Consider the following 17,681-nt stretch of genomic DNA (forward strand, 5'->3'; position numbering starts at 1 on the left):
GCGTGAGCCACCCATGGCGGGCACAGCGGGAACGGCGGCGGAAGGCGCGGCGCGCTGGAACGCGCGGCACGCGGTGATGTCCGGTCGGCCCACCCGGCCCCTCCTACTCGCCAGTAGCTTGCTGCCACGGCGGGCCCCGGGGTGATCGGGTGCGGCACACGCACCACGGAGGCGTCCGGCGACCTGGTCGCCGAACGCTCGCGCGCTTCCTCCCATCCGGACTTTAACCGTCGGTCCCGGAATTTCACCGGGTCCACCGGCCGATGGACTCGGCCGGGTCGCGGACTGTCACCGCCGGTTCGGAATTTCACCGACCCCGGAGCACGCTGCTCTGCCTATCAGTGTGCCATGTCCCGCAAAGCGGGCGTAACCCTCACGAACCCCTACTTTAACCAAGCGCTTGCTAGGTGGGGTCACCCCGGTTCGGGCGGCCGCCCACGTGGACCCAGCGCAGCGCGTCGGGGTCGTCCAGCCGGAACCGCTCGCCAAGGTCGGGGTCGTGCGCGGCCGGCGACGCGTAATCCTGCGCACCCGGGCTCCGGCCCTGGCCGCCTCCGCCATGGCGCCGTACGTGCGCGCACCCATACCCATACATATGGCCACTTGGCGGTTAATCGGGCGATTCCGTCATGACGGTGTCCTGCTTGTGTCACAGAATCGTGACAATTCAAATTGCGCGCGTTCGGTAGTCTGTCCCACGACATCGCCGCAGGTCAATGGGTTTAGGGACACAACCTGATTGACATTGCACAACGAACGACGAAATCGTGTAAAGGATGAGTCGCGGACATTGACCAACGGGTAATAAATTGCCAAGGTTCCCTCAAGTCACGATTTACTGCGATCGATCTCTGGTGGCACCCGCACAATGACTCTCCCCTCACAGGCCGCGACCGAGGCCGGTTCCGACCCCGTCGACACCGTCCCGGCCGCGACGGCCGGCGCGGGCGGTTCTCCCCTGGTGGGCCGCTCCCCCGCTCAGCTCATGTGGCGGCGCTTTCGCCGTGACCGCACCGGGGTGGTGTCCGCCGTCATCGTGGCCTTCTTCTTCCTGGTCGCGATCCTCGCACCGGTGATCGCGTGGCTGTACGGCAAGGATCCGTACACCACCTACGGTCAGAACTCGCCGGGACTGCTCAACGAGTACGGCTACCCGATCGCCCCCAACGGAGGCGTCAGCGGCGACTTCTGGTTCGGCCTGGAGCCGGGCCTCGGCCGCGACGTGTTCATGCAGCTCGTCTACGGCATCCGCACGTCACTGTCCATCGCGATCGTGGTCACGATCGTCACGACGGTCATCGGCGTCGTGATGGGCATCTGGGCGGGCTACGTCGGGGGCAAGACCGACTACGTGATCGGCCGCGTCATCGACACGCTGCTGGCCTTCCCCTCCCAGCTGTTCCTCATCGTGTTCCTGCCGGTCGTCGAGGCGGCGTTCGTGACCCCGGAGGAGGAGACGCCGATCTGGCTGCGCTACGTCTCCATCTGCGTGGTGCTCACCGTGCTCGGCTGGGCGACCATCTCCCGCCTCCTGCGCTCGCAGGTGCTCTCCCTTCGCGAGCGCGAGTTCATCGAGGCGGCCAGGGTGACCGGGGCCTCGCCGTTCCGGATCATCTTCAAGGAACTGCTGCCCAACCTGTGGACGCCGATCATCATCCAGTCCACGCTCGCGCTGCCGCTGTACGTCGGCGCGGAGGCCGGGCTCGGGTTCCTCGGCGTCGGCATGACCGAGCCGACCCCCGACTGGGGGCGCATGTTCCTGGTCGGCTCGAACGTCTACCACCAGGACATCACCTATCTGGTCTTCCCCGGTGTGTCCATGGTGATCTTCGTCGTCGCCTTCAACCTGCTCGGAGACTCCCTGAGGGACGCCTTCGACCCCAAGACCCGGCGATAGCCGTCCACCCGCTGACCTGCTGACCAGGACCAGCAAGCACATGATCAGGAAGGTCGATATGACATTCGCACCCAGGAGGGCCACCACCGCGGTGGTGATCCTCACGGCCGGGGCCCTCGCGTTGGCCGGTTGCGCCAAGGGCGGTGGCGGCGGTCCCGTCGAGTCGGGTGGCGCCGCCGCGACGCCGACCAAGACGCAGGCGGCCGTCAGCACCATCGTCGTCGGCACGGACGCGGACTCGCAGGGCCCGGCCACCGCGGTCGCGGGCGCCAAGCCGGGAGGCACGGTCAACATGATCGACCGTGACGACTTCTCGCACCTCGACCCGGGCCGCGTCTACCTGAACTACAACGCCACGGCCTCCAAGCTGTTCACCCGGCAGCTGACCGGCTACCGCACCGGCGCCGACGGCATCAAGCTGGTCGGCGACCTCGCCACCGACACCGGCAGCACGACCGACGGCGGCAAGACGTGGAAGTTCACCCTCAAGGACGGCCTGAAGTGGCAGGACGGCACGCCGATCACCTCGGCTGACATCAAGTACAGCGTCGAGCGCCTGTACGCGCCGTTCATCACCGAGGGCCCGACCTACGTCCAGCAGTGGCTGGTCGAGGGCGACTACCGCAAGGCGTACGAGGGCCCGTACAAGGGCAAGTCCCTGGACGCGATCGAGACCCCGGACGACAAGACCGTCGTGTTCAACCTGCAGGCCCCGCACCCCGACTTCAACTTCACGGTCGCCATGACCGGCTACGGAGTGGTGCCCAAGGCGCAGGACACAAAGGAGAAGTACGACAAGAAGCCCTTCTCCTCCGGGCCGTACCAGATCGAGAGCCATGTGACCGACAAGTCCATGGACCTCGTGCGCAACCCGAACTGGGACCCGAAGACCGACCCGATCCGCAACGCGTACCCCGACAAGTGGCACATGGAGTTCGGCGTCCAGGCGCAGAACTCCACCGAGCGCTTCCTCGCGGACTCCGGGCCGGACAAGACGGCGATGACCTTCCACAACGCCATCGCGGCCGAGCGCGTGCAGGAGGTGCTGAACAACGCCGACGCCATGAAGCGCTCGCTTCAGGGCCTGACGCCGTTCACCACGTTCTACAACATCAACACCAAGCGCATCACGAACGTGAAGGTCCGCCAGGCGATCATCAAGGCCTGGCCGTCCAAGCAGCTCCAGCTGATCTCGGGCGGTGAGGTCAACACCGGCAAGATCGCCACCACGGTGATGAGCCCGACGGTCCTCGGCTACGAGTCCTTCGACCTGTACGGCATGCTGGCCAAGCCCACCGGCGACCCCGAGGCCGCCAAGGCGCTGCTGAAGGAGGCCGGCGAGCCGAACCCGACGGTCGTCTACGCCTACAACCAGACGCCGACGCAGGAGAAGATCACCGTCGCCATCAAGGACGCGCTGACCAAGGCCGGCTTCAACGTCGTGGCCAAGCCGCTCAACCCGGCGACCTTCTACGACGCCATCGGCCCGGTGGACAACAAGTTCGACATCTACTGGGGCGGCTGGGCGGCCGACTGGCCGACCGGTTCGACCGCGATCCAGCCGCTGTTCGACGGCCGGCTGATCACGGACAACGCGTCCAACTACAGCCACCTCAACGTTCCGGAGATCAACACCGGAATCGACGCCGCGAACGCCATCACCGACGCGGCCGAGGCGGGCAAGGCCTGGGCCGCGCTCGACAGGAAGATCATGGAGCAGGCCGCCATCGTGCCCGAGTACTACCAGACCTACTTCGGTCTGTACGGCTCCGGGCTCGGCGGCGTGGAGTTCAGCGCGATCGACGGCGAGCAGTCGCCAACGAACGTCTACGTCAAGTAGTCACCGGTCGCCGCCGTCCGGGCTCCGGCCCGGACGGCGGCTCTCAGTCCCACCCAGCAGGAGAAGAAGCCCGAGGCCATGTTCCGGTTTTTCGTCCGTCGACTCATCGGCGCAGTCGTGATCCTGCTGATCATCAGTGCCGTCACGTTCTTCCTCTTCTACGCGATCCCCCGCGACCCCGCGCGGGCGTTCTGCGGGAAGATCTGCCCACCCCAGAACCTCGCGCTGATCCGCCACAACCTGGGCATGGACGAGCCGCTCTTCCTGCAGTACTGGCACTGGTTGATCGGCATCTTCGCCGGGCGTGACCTCGTGCAGTTCGGCGAGTGCCCCGCGCCCTGCCTCGGCTACTCCTTCGCCACCCAGGAGCCCGTCTTCTCGGCCATCCTCGACCGCTTCCCCGTCACCCTCTCGGTGACCATCGGCGCGGCGGCCGTGCTCCTGAGCTTCGGCATCGTCACCGGCATGATCGCGGCCTGGCAGCAGGGGAAGCCGCTCGACAAGATCGCCAGCACGTCGTCGGTGATCGGCGCCTCGCTGCAGATCTACTTCGTCGGCCCCATCCTGGTCTTCTTCGTGGTGGACAGCCTCGGCCTGCTTCCCCGGCCCTCGTACATCCCCTTCACCGAGGACCCGCTCGGGTGGTTCGTCCACCTGCTGATCCCATGGGTCGTGCTGTCGATCATCTTCACCGCCAACTACACCCGCATGACCCGGTCGGTGATGGTGGAGCAGCTCGCCGAGGACTACGTGCGCACGGCGCGGGCCAAGGGCATGTCGGGCCGCACGGTCTTCCTGCGGTTCGCCTGGCGCGGCGCGATGATCCCCATCGTCACCATCTTCGGCGTGGACCTCGCCACCCTCCTCGGCGGCGCCATCATCACCGAGCAGACGTTCACGCTGCACGGCATCGGCGAGCTGGCCGTGCGCGCCGTGCAGAACACCGACCTGCCCATGCTCCTCGGTGTCACCCTGGTGGGGGCGTTCGCGATCGTGCTGCTGAACATCGTGGTGGACGTCCTCTACGCCTTCATCGACCCGCGCGTCAGGCTGGTCTGACCGGCCATGCGCACAAGCCGTACGAATTCGAGGAGCAGCAAGTGACCACCGTCACCTGGGACCGCGAGCCCGCTACACCGCGTGGTCCCGGGCCGTTCCTGTCGGTCCGCGACCTGTCCGTGCAGTTCAGCACCGAGGACGGCATCGTCCACGCGGTGGACGGCCTCTCGTTCGACCTGGAGAAGGGCACCACCCTCGGCATCGTGGGCGAGTCCGGCTCGGGCAAGTCGGTCTCCAACCTGTCGATCCTCGGCCTGCACGACCCCTCCCACACCAAGATGGGCGGGGAGATCTGGCTGGAGGACCAGGAGCTCATCGGCGCCGACCGCGCCACGATGGAGAAGCTCCGGGGCAACAGGGTCGCCATGATCTTCCAGGACCCGCTGACCTCGCTGTCGCCGTATCACACGATCGGCCGGCAGATCTCCGAGGTCTACCGCAAGCACAAGGGCGCCGGCAAGAAGGACGCCCGGGCGCGGGCCATCGAGATGCTGGAGCGGGTGGGCATCCCGCACGCCAGGACCCGGGTGGACGACTATCCCCACCAGTTCTCCGGCGGCATGCGCCAGCGCGTCATGATCGCCATGTCGCTGGTGTGCGACCCTGACCTGCTCATCGCCGACGAGCCGACCACCGCCCTGGACGTCACCGTGCAGGCGCAGATCCTCGACCTGCTCAAGGACCTCCAGCAGGACTTCGGCACCTCCATCATCCTGATCACCCACGACCTCGGCGTGGTGGCCAAGACCGCGCACAACGTGCTGGTGATGTACGCGGGGCGGGCCGTCGAGCAGGGCAGCGTGCAGCAGGTGCTGCGCGAGCCGCACCATCCGTACACCTGGGGGCTGCTCGGCTCGATGCCGAAGCTGAACTCCAACGTGGACCTGCCGCTGCTGCCCGTGCGCGGCACGCCGCCCAGCCTGCTCAACCCCCCGCCGGGCTGTCCCTTCCACCCCCGGTGCGACTACCGCCAGCTGGCCGGCCCCGATCTGTGCGCCACCGAGCGGCCCGAGCTGTCCCCGGCCGAGGGGCACAGGGACGCCTGCTACCTGACGCTCGCGCAGAAGCGGGAAATCTTCGACGGCACGATCAAGGAACGACTGTGACCGAGACTCTGCTGGAGCTGTCCGGCCTGACCAAGCACTTCCCCGTCATGGGCGGGATGGTCTTCAAGCGCCAGGTCGGGCGCGTGCACGCCGTGGACGGCATCGACCTGACCGTGGCGACGGGCGAGGCCCTCGGCCTGGTGGGCGAGTCGGGATGCGGCAAGTCCACCACCGGCCGCCTGGTCGCCCGGCTGCTCGAACCGACGGACGGCACGATCCGCTACCGCGGCAACGACATCAGCCACGCCAGCCGCCGCGAGCTGAAGCCAATCCGCTCCGAGATCCAGATGATCTTCCAGGACCCGTACTCGTCGCTGAACCCGCGTCACACCGTGGGCACGATCATCAGCGGGCCCATGGAGGTCAACGGCATCCAGCCCGCCGGGGGGCGGCAGAAGCGCGTCCAGGAGCTGCTGGAGATCGTCGGTCTCAACCCCGAGCACTACAACCGGTTCCCCCACGAGTTCTCCGGCGGCCAGCGGCAGCGCATCGGCGTCGCCCGCGCGCTCGCCCTCTCGCCCAAGCTCATCGTGGCCGACGAGCCGGTGTCCGCCCTGGACGTGTCGATCCAGGCCCAGGTGGTCAACCTCCTTCAGCAGCTCCAGCGCGACCTCGGCATCGCGTTCCTGTTCATCGCCCACGACCTCGCGGTGGTACGGCACGTCTCCCAGCGGGTGGCCGTGATGTACCTCGGCAAGATCGTTGAGGTGGGCGACCGGCAGTCGATCTACGAGCGGCCCCGCCACCCGTACACCCACGCGCTGCTGTCCGCCGTGCCCGAGGTGGCGGTGCCCGAGGACGGCGTGGCGACCGAGCGCATCCGCCTGGCCGGCGACGTGCCCTCGCCGATCGACCCGCCGTCCGGCTGCCGGTTCCGCACGCGGTGCTGGAAGGCCAAGGAGAAGTGCGCGGCCGAGGAGCCCCCGCTGATCCAGATCGGCGGCAACCACGACGGTCACCTCACCGCCTGCCACTTCCCCGAGGAGCCGACCATCCACGGCGAGAAGGAGATCGTCCTGGACCCGGCGCTCACCTCCTGAGTCCAGGCGGCGGCCGGGCACGCGCCGTCCCCTCCGCCTGGCACCGATCGTCCGGACGCCGTAGGTTCGAGCCAGGTCCGCACGTCGTGAACGAGGTGGAGGCATCAGTGGCAGCGCTTCAGGGGAAGAAGGCCGTCGTCACCGGAGGGTCCCGGGGCATCGGCAGGGCCATCGTGGAGCGGCTCGCCCGCGACGGCGCGGAGGTCGTGTTCTCGTACGCGAGCAACGCCGAGGCCGCCGCCCAGGTCGAGGAGACGGTCAAGGCGGAGGGCGGCGGCGCCCACGGCATCCAGATCGACCTGGCCGAGCCCGAGGCCGCCGAGCGGCTGATGGCGGACGCCGCCGAGCGCCTCGGGGCCCTCGACATCGTCGTCAACAACGCCGCCGCCACCTACACCCCGGCCCCCATCGCCGAGACCGGCGACGAGCTGTTCGACCGCGTCATGACGGTCAACGCCAGGTCGGCGTTCGTCATCATCCGGTACGCCGCCAGGCACTTACGCGACGGCGGCCGCATCGTCAACATCTCCAGCCTCAACACCGTGCGCCCCGCGCCGGGCATCGCGCCGTACGCGGCCAGCAAGGGGGCGATCGAGCAGCTGACCGCCGTCGCGGCGCAGGAGCTCGGCCCGCGCGGCGTCACCGTGAACACCGTCTCCCCCGGCGCGACCGACACCGACCTGCTGCGGGCCACCAACTCCGAGGAGCGGCTGCGCATGGTCTCCACGATCACCCCGCTCCGCCGGGTCGGGGAGCCCTCGGACGTGGCCGACGTCGTGGCGTTCCTCGCGGGGCCCGACGGCCGCTGGGTGACCGGCCAGAACATCCGCGCCACGGGAGGGCTGGTCTGACTGCGGGCGCGGCGGACTTTGTCCGCTGAGAGGAAGAAGGGTACGATGCGCGGAACTTCTCGCGGTGTCCGCGTATGTAGTCACCTTCACTCGCGCAGTTCCGACCTGGAGGGCGCGTCCGGCGAATGACAGCTCGCCCTGAGAACATCCATCAGGCGCGGCTCCTCCTGCTTCTTCGCGGGGAGGGCGCGCGCTCGCGCGCCGAGCTCGGCGACGTCGTCCGGCTGTCCCGGTCCAAGGTGGCCGTGGAGCTCGACCGGCTCGCCGATCTCGGGCTCGTGGAGCCCGCCGGGCTCGCGGCGTCCCGTGGCGGACGGCGGTCCGGCATCGTGCGCATCGCGTCCGGCCTGCGGTTCGCGGGCATCGACATCGGCGCGACCTCGATCGACGTGGCGGTGACCAACGGCGAGCTGGAGGTGCTCGGGCAGATCTCCGCCCCTGCCGACATCCGCGACGGCCCGGCCGCCGTCCTCGGCCAGGCGCGCGAGCTGCTCGGCAAGCTGCGGGCCAGGGGCATCGCCGCCGAGATCCACGGCGCCGGCATCGGCCTGCCCGGGCCGGTGAGCTTCCCCGCGGGCATACCGGTCGCGCCCCCGATCATGCCCGGCTGGGACCGCTACCCGGTGCGGGAGGCGATGGGCCAGGAGCTCGGCTGCCCCGTGCTGGTGGACAACGACGTGAACATCATGGCGCTCGGCGAGCTGCACGCCGGGCTCGCCAGGTCCGTCGACGACTTCCTCCTCGTGAAGATCGGGACCGGCATCGGGTGCGGCATCGTGGTCGGCGGCAAGATCTACCACGGGGTGTCCGGCAGCGCGGGCGACATCGGGCACATCCAGGTCGACGAGCACGGCCCCGTGTGCGCTTGCGGCAACTCCGGCTGCCTGGAGGCCTACTTCGGAGGCGCCGCCCTGTCCAGGGACGCCCTGGCCGCGGCGCGGTCCGGCCGCTCCCCCTTCCTCGCGGCACGGCTCGCCGAGAGCGGCACGCTCACCGCCGAGGACGTCGCGGCGGGCGCGGCCGCGGGCGACCCGGTCTCCCTGAGCATGGTCCGCGAAGGGGGGCGGCGGGTCGGCAGGGTGCTCGCCAGCCTCGTGAGCTTCTTCAACCCGGGCCTGGTGATCATCGCGGGTGGGGTGGCCGGGCTCGGCCACGTCCTGCTCGCCCAGGTCCGCAGCGCGATCTACCAGCGGTCGCTGCCACTCGCGACGGGGAACCTCCCGATCGTGCTGTCCGAGCTCGGGGACGGCGCGGGCGTCATCGGGGCGGCCCGCCTGATCAGCGACCACGTGTTCGCCGCGCACGCCTAGCCACGGGTCCACGGCGAGCCGGCCAGCGATCGGGCGCACGGCAGATCTCCATCAGTGCGGCGGTACAGCGCATTACTGCGACGTTTCGGATCCTAGGTAGGACTCCCGCCACTGACAAGGGCCGTCCGGCCACCCCCAGGGATCGTCACCACCCCGACACATCCGGCCAGACAGGACACAGCGATCCAAGCAGGGACTTTGTCCATCCACAAGGAAAAGTTCAATTGTGATGACGAAAGTTCTTCCAAAACCGGCAAAAGCCACGTAACTTCCTGGCCAAGTTCTTCGCACACTAACAAGGGGCCGGGGTGAGCCGAGCGGCGGCATCGACCGGCAGCGGACCGCGGCCGGACGAACGCCGAGGGAGCCGTTGCTCCAAGGCCGGAAAGGAGCCGGCCATCAGCTCTGCCACGGCATCGGGGATCAGCACCTTCTTCACCACACACGCGCAAGGCGGGAGTACAACACAATGAGTGCACACGAAGAGGAGATCCAGGTGGGCGGCGCGCTGCGCCGCAGTCTGGGCCTCAACCGGCGCCAGTTCCTGGCGGCCACGACCGGCGTCACCGCGGTGGCAGCCGTGTCCGCGGTCGGCGGGCTCGGGTCCGCGGCCCACGCGGCCGGCGGCCCGAACGGCGTCCTGATCCCGCCGCCGAGGCGCGGCATCATCCTGTACACCGTCCGGGACGCGATCTCGCGCGACCCGAACTCGACGCCCCTGGCCTCCGGCTTCCGGCGGGTGTTCGAGGAGCTCGGGCGGATCGGCTACCGGCAGGTCGAGTTCGCCGGCTACTCCCAGCACGCCAACGCCGAGGGCGGCGCGAACCTGGAGAGCGTCGCCGGCGCCCGGCTGCTGCGCGGCTGGCTGGACGACAACGGCCTCAAGGCGCAGGGCAACCACGGCTTCATCCCGAACTCGTGGCCGTTCACCCAGCCCGACCTGGACCGCTTCAAGCAGCACCTGGAGATCGCCAACATCCTCGGCATGGACCACATGGGGACCGGCAACGACCCCACGGGCAGCGCCTACAAGGCCGACTGGGACGTCGCCGCGGCCAAGTGGAACGCACTCGGCTCGATCGCCCGCGACGCCGGGCTCAAGCTCTACACCCACAACCACGACGTGGCGTACAGCTTCCTGCTCGACAGCGGCCCGCTCGACGCGCAGGGCCGTCCCACCCGCTCGTCGGGCATCCGCAGGCTGGAGTACTTCATCGAGATCAGCGACCCCAAGGTCGTCCACCTGGAGATGGACATCTTCTGGGCGTACGTCGCCCAGTACAAGCACCGCACCTTCACCGCGCCCGACGGCTCGGTCCAGACCGACATCTTCGACCCGCTGTCGGTGGTCAGGCCGAACACCAAGCGCTTCCCGCTGTTCCACGCCAAGGACGGCAGGTCCAACACGGCGACCGGCAACGGCTACGACATGGTGCCCTTCGGCACCGGTGACATCGACTACGCCGCGTTCTTCAGGGGCGTGGGCGCCAAGGGCTCCCACAACCCGATGTACGAGCAGGACAACGCCCCCGGCGGCACGGCCAACCCGGGTCAGTCACTGCAGTACGCCGGGGTGAGCTACGACAACATGGCCGCGCTGCGGGGCTAGTGAGCCCGACGGTCCCCGGCGGACCGCCACGTGATCCTTGCAGCGGCACGCGTGGCGGCCCGCCCTTTACCTGAGCCCCCCATAAGAAGAGGCGCAGCTGTTGAAGCTTACCCGTACCCTGCTCGGCGGCGTCGTGGCCGCCATGGCACTCTCGCTGGCGGCGCCCGGCGCCGTCCCCGCCTATGCCCATCCAGGGCATGACCCCGCGACCGAGTGGTCGAGCTACGAGAAGATCACCCTCACCAAGAGCGTCGGCGAGCCGATCGACATGGCCGTGCTGCCCGACCTGCGCGTGCTGCACACCGCGCGCACCGGCGACATCCGGCTGACCGACCCCGCCACCGGCATCACCAAGATCATTAACACCATCCCGGTGTACAACAACTCCGAGGACGGCCTCCAGACGATCGGGATCGACCCCGGGTTCGCCGAGAACAAGTGGGTCTACGTCTACTACGCGCCGAAGACCATGACGGCGCCGTACCCGGCGACCACCCCCACCGGCTCCTCGCCGAACACCCTGCCCACCGGCGCCCCCGAGTCGTACTGGGACCAGTGGAAGGGCTACAACCAGCTCTCCCGGTTCAAGTGGACCGGCGACGCCCTCGACCTGTCCACCGAGCAGGTCATCATCAAGGTCGAGACCCAGCGCGGGCAGTGCTGCCACGTCGCCGGCGACTTCGACTGGGACGACGACGGCAACCTCTACCTCGCGACCGGTGACAACACCCCGGCCAGCGCGCCCGGCGCCAACGGCTTCGCGCCCAACAACGACGCCCCCGGGATGAACCCCGGCTTCGACTCGCGGCGCGGCGCGGGCAACACCAACGACCTGCGGGGCAAGATCCTGCGGATCAAGGTGAAGGACGACGGCTCGTACACGATCCCCGACGGCAACCTGTTCCCGGTGGGGACCGCGAAGACCCGTCCCGAGATCTTCGTGACGGGCGTGCGCAACCCGTTCCGCATCGACGTCGACCCCGGCACCGGCACGGTCTCGTGGGGCGACTACGGTCCCGACGCGGGAGCCCCCGACCCCGCGCGCGGCCCGATGGGGTACGTGGAGTGGAACGTCACCCCCATCACCAAGCCGATGAACAGCGGCTGGCCGTACTGCACGGGCGACAACTTCAACTACAACAACTGGGACTTCGCCACCGCCAAGCCGCGTGAGTGGTTCGACTGCGCGGCCGGGGCCTCGAACACCTCCCGCTGGAACACCGGCCTGGACAAGCTGCCCCCCGCGACCCCGGCCGACCTGTACTACGGCGACAACAACACCCACCAGCCCGCCGAGTGGGCCGGGCTCACCGACTTCGACCTGCAGCAGAACGGCCAGGGCCCGATGGGCGGCCCGGTCTACCACTACGACGCGGACAACCCCTCCCCCACCAAGTTCCCGAAGTACTGGGACAATAAGTTCTTCTTCGCGGAGTTCTCGCAGGACTACCTCGCCGCGTTCACCGTGACGGGCTCGGACGGGCCGGTCACCGCGATCGAGCACTTCCTGCCGAACAGCGAGCTGAAGAAGATGGCGATGCCCATCACCGACAGCCCGATGGACATCGAGTTCGGCCCCGACGGGTCGCTGTACGTGCTCGACTACGGCAACGGCTTCTTCCGCGAGAACCCCGAGGCGGGCCTTTACCGCATCGACTACACCCCGGGGAACAAGTCGCCCCAGGCGAAGATCTCCGTCGACAAGCGCTCCAGCAGCACCGCTCCCCTCACCGTCGAGTTCAGCGGCGCGGCGTCCACCGACACCGAGCCGGGCGAGCTGAAGTACGAGTGGGACTTCGACGGCAACGGATCCTTCGACGCCACCGGCGTGACGGCCTCGCACACCTACGACAAGCTCGGCCAGTACACCGCCCGTCTGCGGGTCAGCGACGCGCAGGGCAAGTTCGGGCTGGCGACCGTCGAGATCACCGTGGGCAACACCGCGCCGAAGGTGACCATCGCCGCTCCCGGCAACGGCGGCTTCGTCGACTGGGGCAACGCGGTGCCGTTCCAGGTACAGGTCACCGACGAGGAGGACGGGAACAACCCCGTCTGCAGCAGGGTGCAGTGGTCGTTCGGCCTCGGCCACGACACGCACGCCCACCCGCTGACCACCGGCACGGGCTGCACCATCGCCTGGGCGACCCCCGCGGACGCCCCCGAGCACGGCGTGACCGAGAACATCTACGGTGTCGTCGTGGTGAGCTACCGGGACAACGGCGCCAACGGCATCCCCGGCGCGCTCGGCGACGCCACCCTCATCATCAACCCGAAGCTGATGCAGGCCGAGCACGCGGACGCCCTCAGCGGCGTCACCAAGGCCGAGGACGCCACGGCCTCGGCGCTCGGCAAGATCACCTCGTTCGACGCGGGCGACTGGATCGCCTACGACCCGGTCGACTTCACCGGCATCACCTCGGTGAAGACCCAGGCCTCCGGCGCGGGCACGCTATCGCTGCGGTGGAACTCCCCGACCGCCGACCCGTTCGCGAGCGTCACGGTGCCCGCCGGGGCGGGCTGGCAGACGGTGACCACCGCGCTGCCGAACGCGCCCACGGGCAGCGGCAGGCTGTACGTCACCTCGACGGGCGGCGTCGACGTCGACGCCTTCACCTTCGTGGGACCCGGGGTCGCCGACAAGACGCCGCCGGTGGTCTCGGCGACGCTCAACCCGGCGCAGCCGACCGGGGAGAACGGCTGGTACACCGGCAACGTCACCCTGACGGTCACCGCGACCGACAACGGCACGGTGTCGAGCCGGCAGTACTCGCTCAACGGCGGCACGACCTGGTCGAACGCCAACAACCCGATCACCCTGAGCACCGAGGGCACGACCGAGGTGCGCTACCGGGCCACCGACAGCGGAGGCAACGTCTCGCAGGTCGGCACCGTCACGGTGCGGATCGACAAGACCGCCCCGGCCCTGTCGGTGAGCGGGGTGGAGGCCAAGAAGTACGGCGACTCGGCCTCGGTCACCCCCGTCTTCTCCGCGTCCGACGCGACCTCGGGCGTGGCGAGCGTGACGGCGACGATCGACGGCAAGGCGGTCGCCTCCGGTGAGCCGGTCGCCCTGTGGAAGCTGGCGCTCGGCGAGCACACGCTGACCGTCACCGGAAAGGACAAGGCAGGCCAGACCACCAAGCAGACCGTCACGTTCGAGGTCACGACCTCCTTCACCGACCTCGGCGCGCTCCTCGACGCCTTCAGCGCCGCGGGAACGGTGAACAGCGACTCGCTCGCGGCGCAGCTCAAGAACGCCGAGAAGCAGGCGGGCAAGGACGAGCCCGCCAAGGCGATCAGGAAGCTGGAGCAGTTCGCGAAGTTCGCCCGCGACCCGCAGAAGGTGACCGACCCGGCCGTAAGCGACGTGCTCGTCCGCGACGCGGAGGCCCTGATCGCGCGACTGCGCGGCTAGGCCCACCGGCCCGAGCCCCGCTCACAGCCGGGCTCGGGCCGGTGCACATCACGGCGGGGAGAGCCCAGGGGGCTCTCCCCGCACTCGCTTCCGTCCCCGAGGGGAAAGGAAGACGCGGCGAAGGTACCTGATCACCGCGCTGGCGGCGAAGGTACGTGACCGCGCTAGAGGGCGTGCTCGGCCTGGGCGCGGAGGTCCTGTACGGCCCGCGCCGGGTCGTCGGAGCCGTAGACCGCGTTGCCGGCGACGAACACGTCGGCCCCGGCCTCGGCGCAGCGCTCGATGGTCTTGGCCGAGACCCCGCCGTCCACCTGGAGCCAGATCTCGCCGCCGTGCTTGGTGATCAGCTCGCGCGCCTTGCGGATCTTCGGGAGCATGATGTCGAGGAAGGACTGCCCGCCGAACCCCGGCTCCACGGTCATCACCAGGAGCATGTCGATCTCGCCGAGCAGGTCCTCGTAGTCTTGGACCGCCGTGGCCGGGTTGAGGGCGAACCCCGCCCTCGCGCCCGCCGACCTGATCTGGCGCAGGGTCCGCACCGGTGCCTTGGCGGCCTCGGCGTGGATCGTGACGCTGCCCGCCCCCGCCTCGGCGTAGGCGGGGGCCCAGCGGTCCGGGTCCTCGATCATCAGGTGGCAGTCGAGCGGCAGGTCGGTCGCCTTGAGCAGCGACTCGACCACCGGCAGGCCGATGGTCAGGTTGGGCACGAAGTGGTTGTCCATCACGTCGACATGAAGCCAGTCGGCCACGTCCGCGACCTTGGCGGCCACGTCGGCCAGCCGGGCGAAGTCGGCGGTGAGGATGCTGGGTGAGATCTGTACGGCCATGATGCCGCAGTCTAGGACGTCGGCGCCCGGTCACGCCCTCCGGTGGTGCTCTCCCGGATGACCAGGCGGTGGGGCACGTGGATCTCGCGGGCGGCCGACCCGTTGCCGCCGGCCATGCGCTCGGCGAGCAGGGCGACGGCCTCGCGGGCGATCGCCTCCTTGTCCGGGGCCACGGTGGTGAGAGTGGGCGTCGCGTAGCGCCCGTCCTCGATGTCGTCGAAGCCCGCCACGGCCACCTCGCCGGGCACGGCGTGGCCCCGCTCCAGCAGCGTGCGCAGGGCGCCGAGGGCGAGCAGGTCGTTGAAGCAGAAGACCGCGTCGGGCGGGTCGCCGGAGTCCAGCAGGCGGGCCATCGCGCGGGCTCCGTCGGCGCGGTGGTAGGCGCCGACGGGCACGACGAGGCTCTCCTCGACCGGGAGACCGGCCTCGGCCAGCGCCTGGCGGTATCCGGCCAGGCGCAGGCGGGCCGTCTCGCCCGCGGCGCCGTCCTGCGCGCCTATCGCCGCGATGCGGCGCCGGCCGATGGCGGCGAGGTGCAGCGTAGCCTCCCTGGCGGCCTCCACGTTGCGCACCACCACGTGGTCGGCGGGGCCGTGGTGGATGCGCTCGCCGAGGAGCACCATGGGCGTGTCGTCGGTACGCGCGCCGAGGTCGTCGGCGGTGAGCGCCAGAGGGCTGAAGATCAGGCCGTCGATCAGGTGGGCCCGGATGCCCTCGGCGACGAGCTGCTCGCGCCTCCTGACCCCGCCGGTCTGGTCGACGAGCACGGTCAGCGAGCGCTCCTCGGCGGCGGCGACGACCAGCCGGGCGAGCTCGGCGAAGTAGGGGATGTCCAGCTCGGGCACGGCCAGGGCGATGATCCCCGAGCGCCCCGCGCGGAGGTTGCGCGCGGACAGGTTGGGCCGGTAGTTGAGCTCCTTGACGGCGGCCTCCACCCGGGCGCGCATGGCCGGCGTGACGTGCACGTAGCCGTTGACGACGTTCGACACCGTCTTCACCGAGACACCCGCCAGCCGCGCCACGTCCTTCAGCACGACCCGGCGCCGGTCGTCCGGCTCCGGTGTCGACCGCGTCGAGTCCTCCATGCCCAGCCCTTCATCCCGCTTGACTCTCGTTTGACCCGCCTGAAGTGTAAGGCTTGCACTCTTTACAACGTTGTATACAACGATGTATATCTCGTAACCCGCACGAAACCCAGAGGAGGACCGCTCGTGGAATCCGCCAAGCTCACCCTTGACCCGGCCTTCGACGTCGGGCCGGTGGAGCGGCGCCTTTTCGGATCGTTCGTCGAGCACATGGGGCGGTCGGTCTACACGGGCGTGTACGAGCCGGGGCACCCGGATGCCGATGAGACGGGCCTGCGCCGCGACGTGATCGGCCTGGCGCGGGAGATGGGCGTGTCGGTCGTCCGCTACCCCGGCGGCAACTTCGTCTCCAACTACAACTGGGAGGACGGCACCGGCCCCGCCGGCGAGCGGCCCACCCGCCTCGACCTCGCCTGGCGCCAGATCGAGACCAACGCCTTCGGCCTGGGCGAGTTCATGTCCTGGCGCAAGGAGGTCTCCGCCGAGCCGATGATGGCGGTGAACCTCGGCACCCGCGGCGTCCGCGAGGCGTGCGACCTGCTGGAGTACGCCAACCACCCAGGCGGCACCCGCTGGTCCGACCTCCGCGCCCGGCACGGGGCGCGCGAGCCGTACGACATCCGCCTCTGGTGCCTCGGCAACGAGATGGACGGCCCGTGGCAGATCGGCGGCAAGACGGCGCTGGAGTACGGCCGGCTGGCCGCCGAGACCGCCAAGGCGATGCGACGGGTCGATCCCCGTGTGGAGCTGGTGGCCTGCGGCAGCTCCAGCAGCGCGATGCCGACGTTCGCCTCCTGGGAGGCGAACGTGCTGGAGCACTGCTACGAGCACGTCGACTACATCTCGGCGCACGCCTACTACGACCCCGCGGCCGGTGACCGGGCGAGCTTCCTCGCCTCGGCCGTCGACATGGACGCCCACATCGACGCGATCGTGGCGACCGCCGACCACGTCGCCGCGAGGCTCGGCAGCCGCAGGCGGCTGAAGGTCTCCTTCGACGAGTGGAACGTCTGGTCGCAGAGCCTGTTCGGCGGCGAGGCCGCCCTCGATTGGGCGGAGGCCCCGCGCATCATCGAGGAGGACTACGACGTGACCGCGGCAGTGGTCGTGGGCAGCCTGCTGATCACCCTGCTCAACCACGCCGACCGGGTCGGCATCGCGTGCCAGGCGCAGCTCGCCAACGTCATCGCCCCCATCCGCACCGAGCCCGGCGGGCCGTCCTGGCGCCAGACGATCTTCCACCCGTTCGCGCTCACCGCCGCCCACGCGCGAGGCCGGGTGCTGCGCGTGGCCGCCACGTCCCCGGCGTTCGCGACCGAGCGGTATGGCGAGGTTCCCGCCCTGGTCAGCGCGGTGACCCATGACGACGACAGCGGTAGCCTGACCGTCTTCGCGGTGAACAGGAGCGAGCGGCCCCTCCCCCTTGAGACGAGCCTCCGCGGGCTGCCCGCCTTCGAGAGCGCCGAGCACATCGTCATCGCCGACGACGACGCGGGCGCGCGCAACACTCCCCAGGAGCCCGGCCGGGTCGTCCCGCGCCGGGCGGAGGGCGTCAAGGTCGCCGGGGACCGCCTCACGGCGGTGCTCCCGCCGGTCTCGTTCAACGTCGTACGGCTCGCCCCGGCGTAGCCGTACCCGGGCG

Annotated in this window: 13 protein-coding genes and 1 riboswitch; of the genes, 10 read left to right on the forward strand and 3 right to left on the reverse strand. The window is 69.6% G+C overall.

What is annotated here, in order from left to right; translation table 11 throughout:
* Positions 1-198: 198 nt before the first annotated feature.
* Positions 199-329, reverse strand: a riboswitch (FMN riboswitch).
* Between the two features lie 74 nt (positions 330-403).
* Entirely contained in the window at positions 404-595 is a 192-nt protein-coding gene (locus tag ACOZ38_RS31050; RefSeq protein WP_424534656.1) for a hypothetical protein, read from the reverse strand.
* A 273-nt stretch (positions 596-868) separates the two neighbouring features.
* On the opposite strand from ACOZ38_RS31050, the gene ACOZ38_RS31055 reads away from it, so the two are divergent.
* From ACOZ38_RS31055 to ACOZ38_RS31095, 9 genes are all read left to right on the forward strand, one after another.
* Entirely contained in the window at positions 869-1,897 is a 1,029-nt protein-coding gene (locus tag ACOZ38_RS31055) for an ABC transporter permease (protein ID WP_424534657.1), read from the forward strand.
* Between the two features lie 58 nt (positions 1,898-1,955).
* The gene (locus tag ACOZ38_RS31060; protein ID WP_424534658.1) at positions 1,956-3,737 is read left to right on the forward strand and encodes an ABC transporter substrate-binding protein; all 1,782 of its coding nucleotides are present in this window, start codon (positions 1,956-1,958) and stop codon (positions 3,735-3,737) included.
* A gap of 78 nt (positions 3,738-3,815) precedes the next feature.
* Positions 3,816-4,796, forward strand: coding sequence for an ABC transporter permease (locus ACOZ38_RS31065; protein ID WP_405151763.1), 981 nt, complete (start codon positions 3,816-3,818; stop codon positions 4,794-4,796).
* Between the two features lie 41 nt (positions 4,797-4,837).
* The gene (locus ACOZ38_RS31070; protein ID WP_424534659.1) at positions 4,838-5,902 is read left to right on the forward strand and encodes an ABC transporter ATP-binding protein; all 1,065 of its coding nucleotides are present in this window, start codon (positions 4,838-4,840) and stop codon (positions 5,900-5,902) included.
* Positions 5,899-6,942: an ABC transporter ATP-binding protein gene (locus tag ACOZ38_RS31075; RefSeq protein WP_405151767.1), complete on the forward strand. Its 1,044-nt coding sequence runs from the start codon at positions 5,899-5,901 to the stop codon at positions 6,940-6,942. Before ACOZ38_RS31070 ends, ACOZ38_RS31075 begins: the two co-directional genes overlap by 4 nt.
* 107 nt (positions 6,943-7,049) lie before the next feature.
* Complete coding sequence (locus ACOZ38_RS31080) at positions 7,050-7,793, forward strand: glucose 1-dehydrogenase (protein WP_405151769.1); 744 nt, start codon at positions 7,050-7,052, stop codon at positions 7,791-7,793.
* 125 nt (positions 7,794-7,918) lie between these two features.
* Positions 7,919-9,103, forward strand: coding sequence for an ROK family protein (locus ACOZ38_RS31085; protein WP_424534660.1), 1,185 nt, complete (start codon positions 7,919-7,921; stop codon positions 9,101-9,103).
* Positions 9,104-9,572: 469 nt separating this feature from the next.
* The gene (locus ACOZ38_RS31090; protein WP_424534661.1) at positions 9,573-10,712 is read left to right on the forward strand and encodes a sugar phosphate isomerase/epimerase family protein; all 1,140 of its coding nucleotides are present in this window, start codon (positions 9,573-9,575) and stop codon (positions 10,710-10,712) included.
* Between the two features lie 100 nt (positions 10,713-10,812).
* Positions 10,813-14,127 carry a PQQ-dependent sugar dehydrogenase gene (locus tag ACOZ38_RS31095; RefSeq protein ID WP_424534662.1) on the forward strand — a complete coding sequence of 1,105 codons (3,315 nt, stop codon included), beginning with the start codon at positions 10,813-10,815 and terminating at the stop codon, positions 14,125-14,127.
* A gap of 164 nt (positions 14,128-14,291) precedes the next feature.
* On the opposite strand, the gene rpe is transcribed toward ACOZ38_RS31095, so the two are convergent.
* Together rpe and ACOZ38_RS31105 are read right to left on the reverse strand one after the other, a co-directional pair.
* Entirely contained in the window at positions 14,292-14,954 is a 663-nt protein-coding gene (gene rpe, locus ACOZ38_RS31100; RefSeq protein ID WP_424534663.1) for a ribulose-phosphate 3-epimerase, read from the reverse strand.
* Positions 14,955-14,965: 11 nt separating this feature from the next.
* A complete protein-coding gene (locus ACOZ38_RS31105) occupies positions 14,966-16,039 on the reverse strand; it encodes a LacI family DNA-binding transcriptional regulator (RefSeq protein ID WP_424534664.1) in 1,074 nt (357 codons plus the stop codon).
* Between the two features lie 126 nt (positions 16,040-16,165).
* On the opposite strand from ACOZ38_RS31105, the gene ACOZ38_RS31110 reads away from it, so the two are divergent.
* A complete protein-coding gene (locus ACOZ38_RS31110) occupies positions 16,166-17,668 on the forward strand; it encodes an alpha-N-arabinofuranosidase (protein WP_424534665.1) in 1,503 nt (500 codons plus the stop codon).
* Positions 17,669-17,681: the final 13 nt, after the last annotated feature.

The organism is Sphaerisporangium viridialbum (genome assembly GCF_049674955.1).
Taxonomy (GTDB): domain Bacteria; phylum Actinomycetota; class Actinomycetes; order Streptosporangiales; family Streptosporangiaceae; genus Sphaerisporangium; species Sphaerisporangium viridialbum.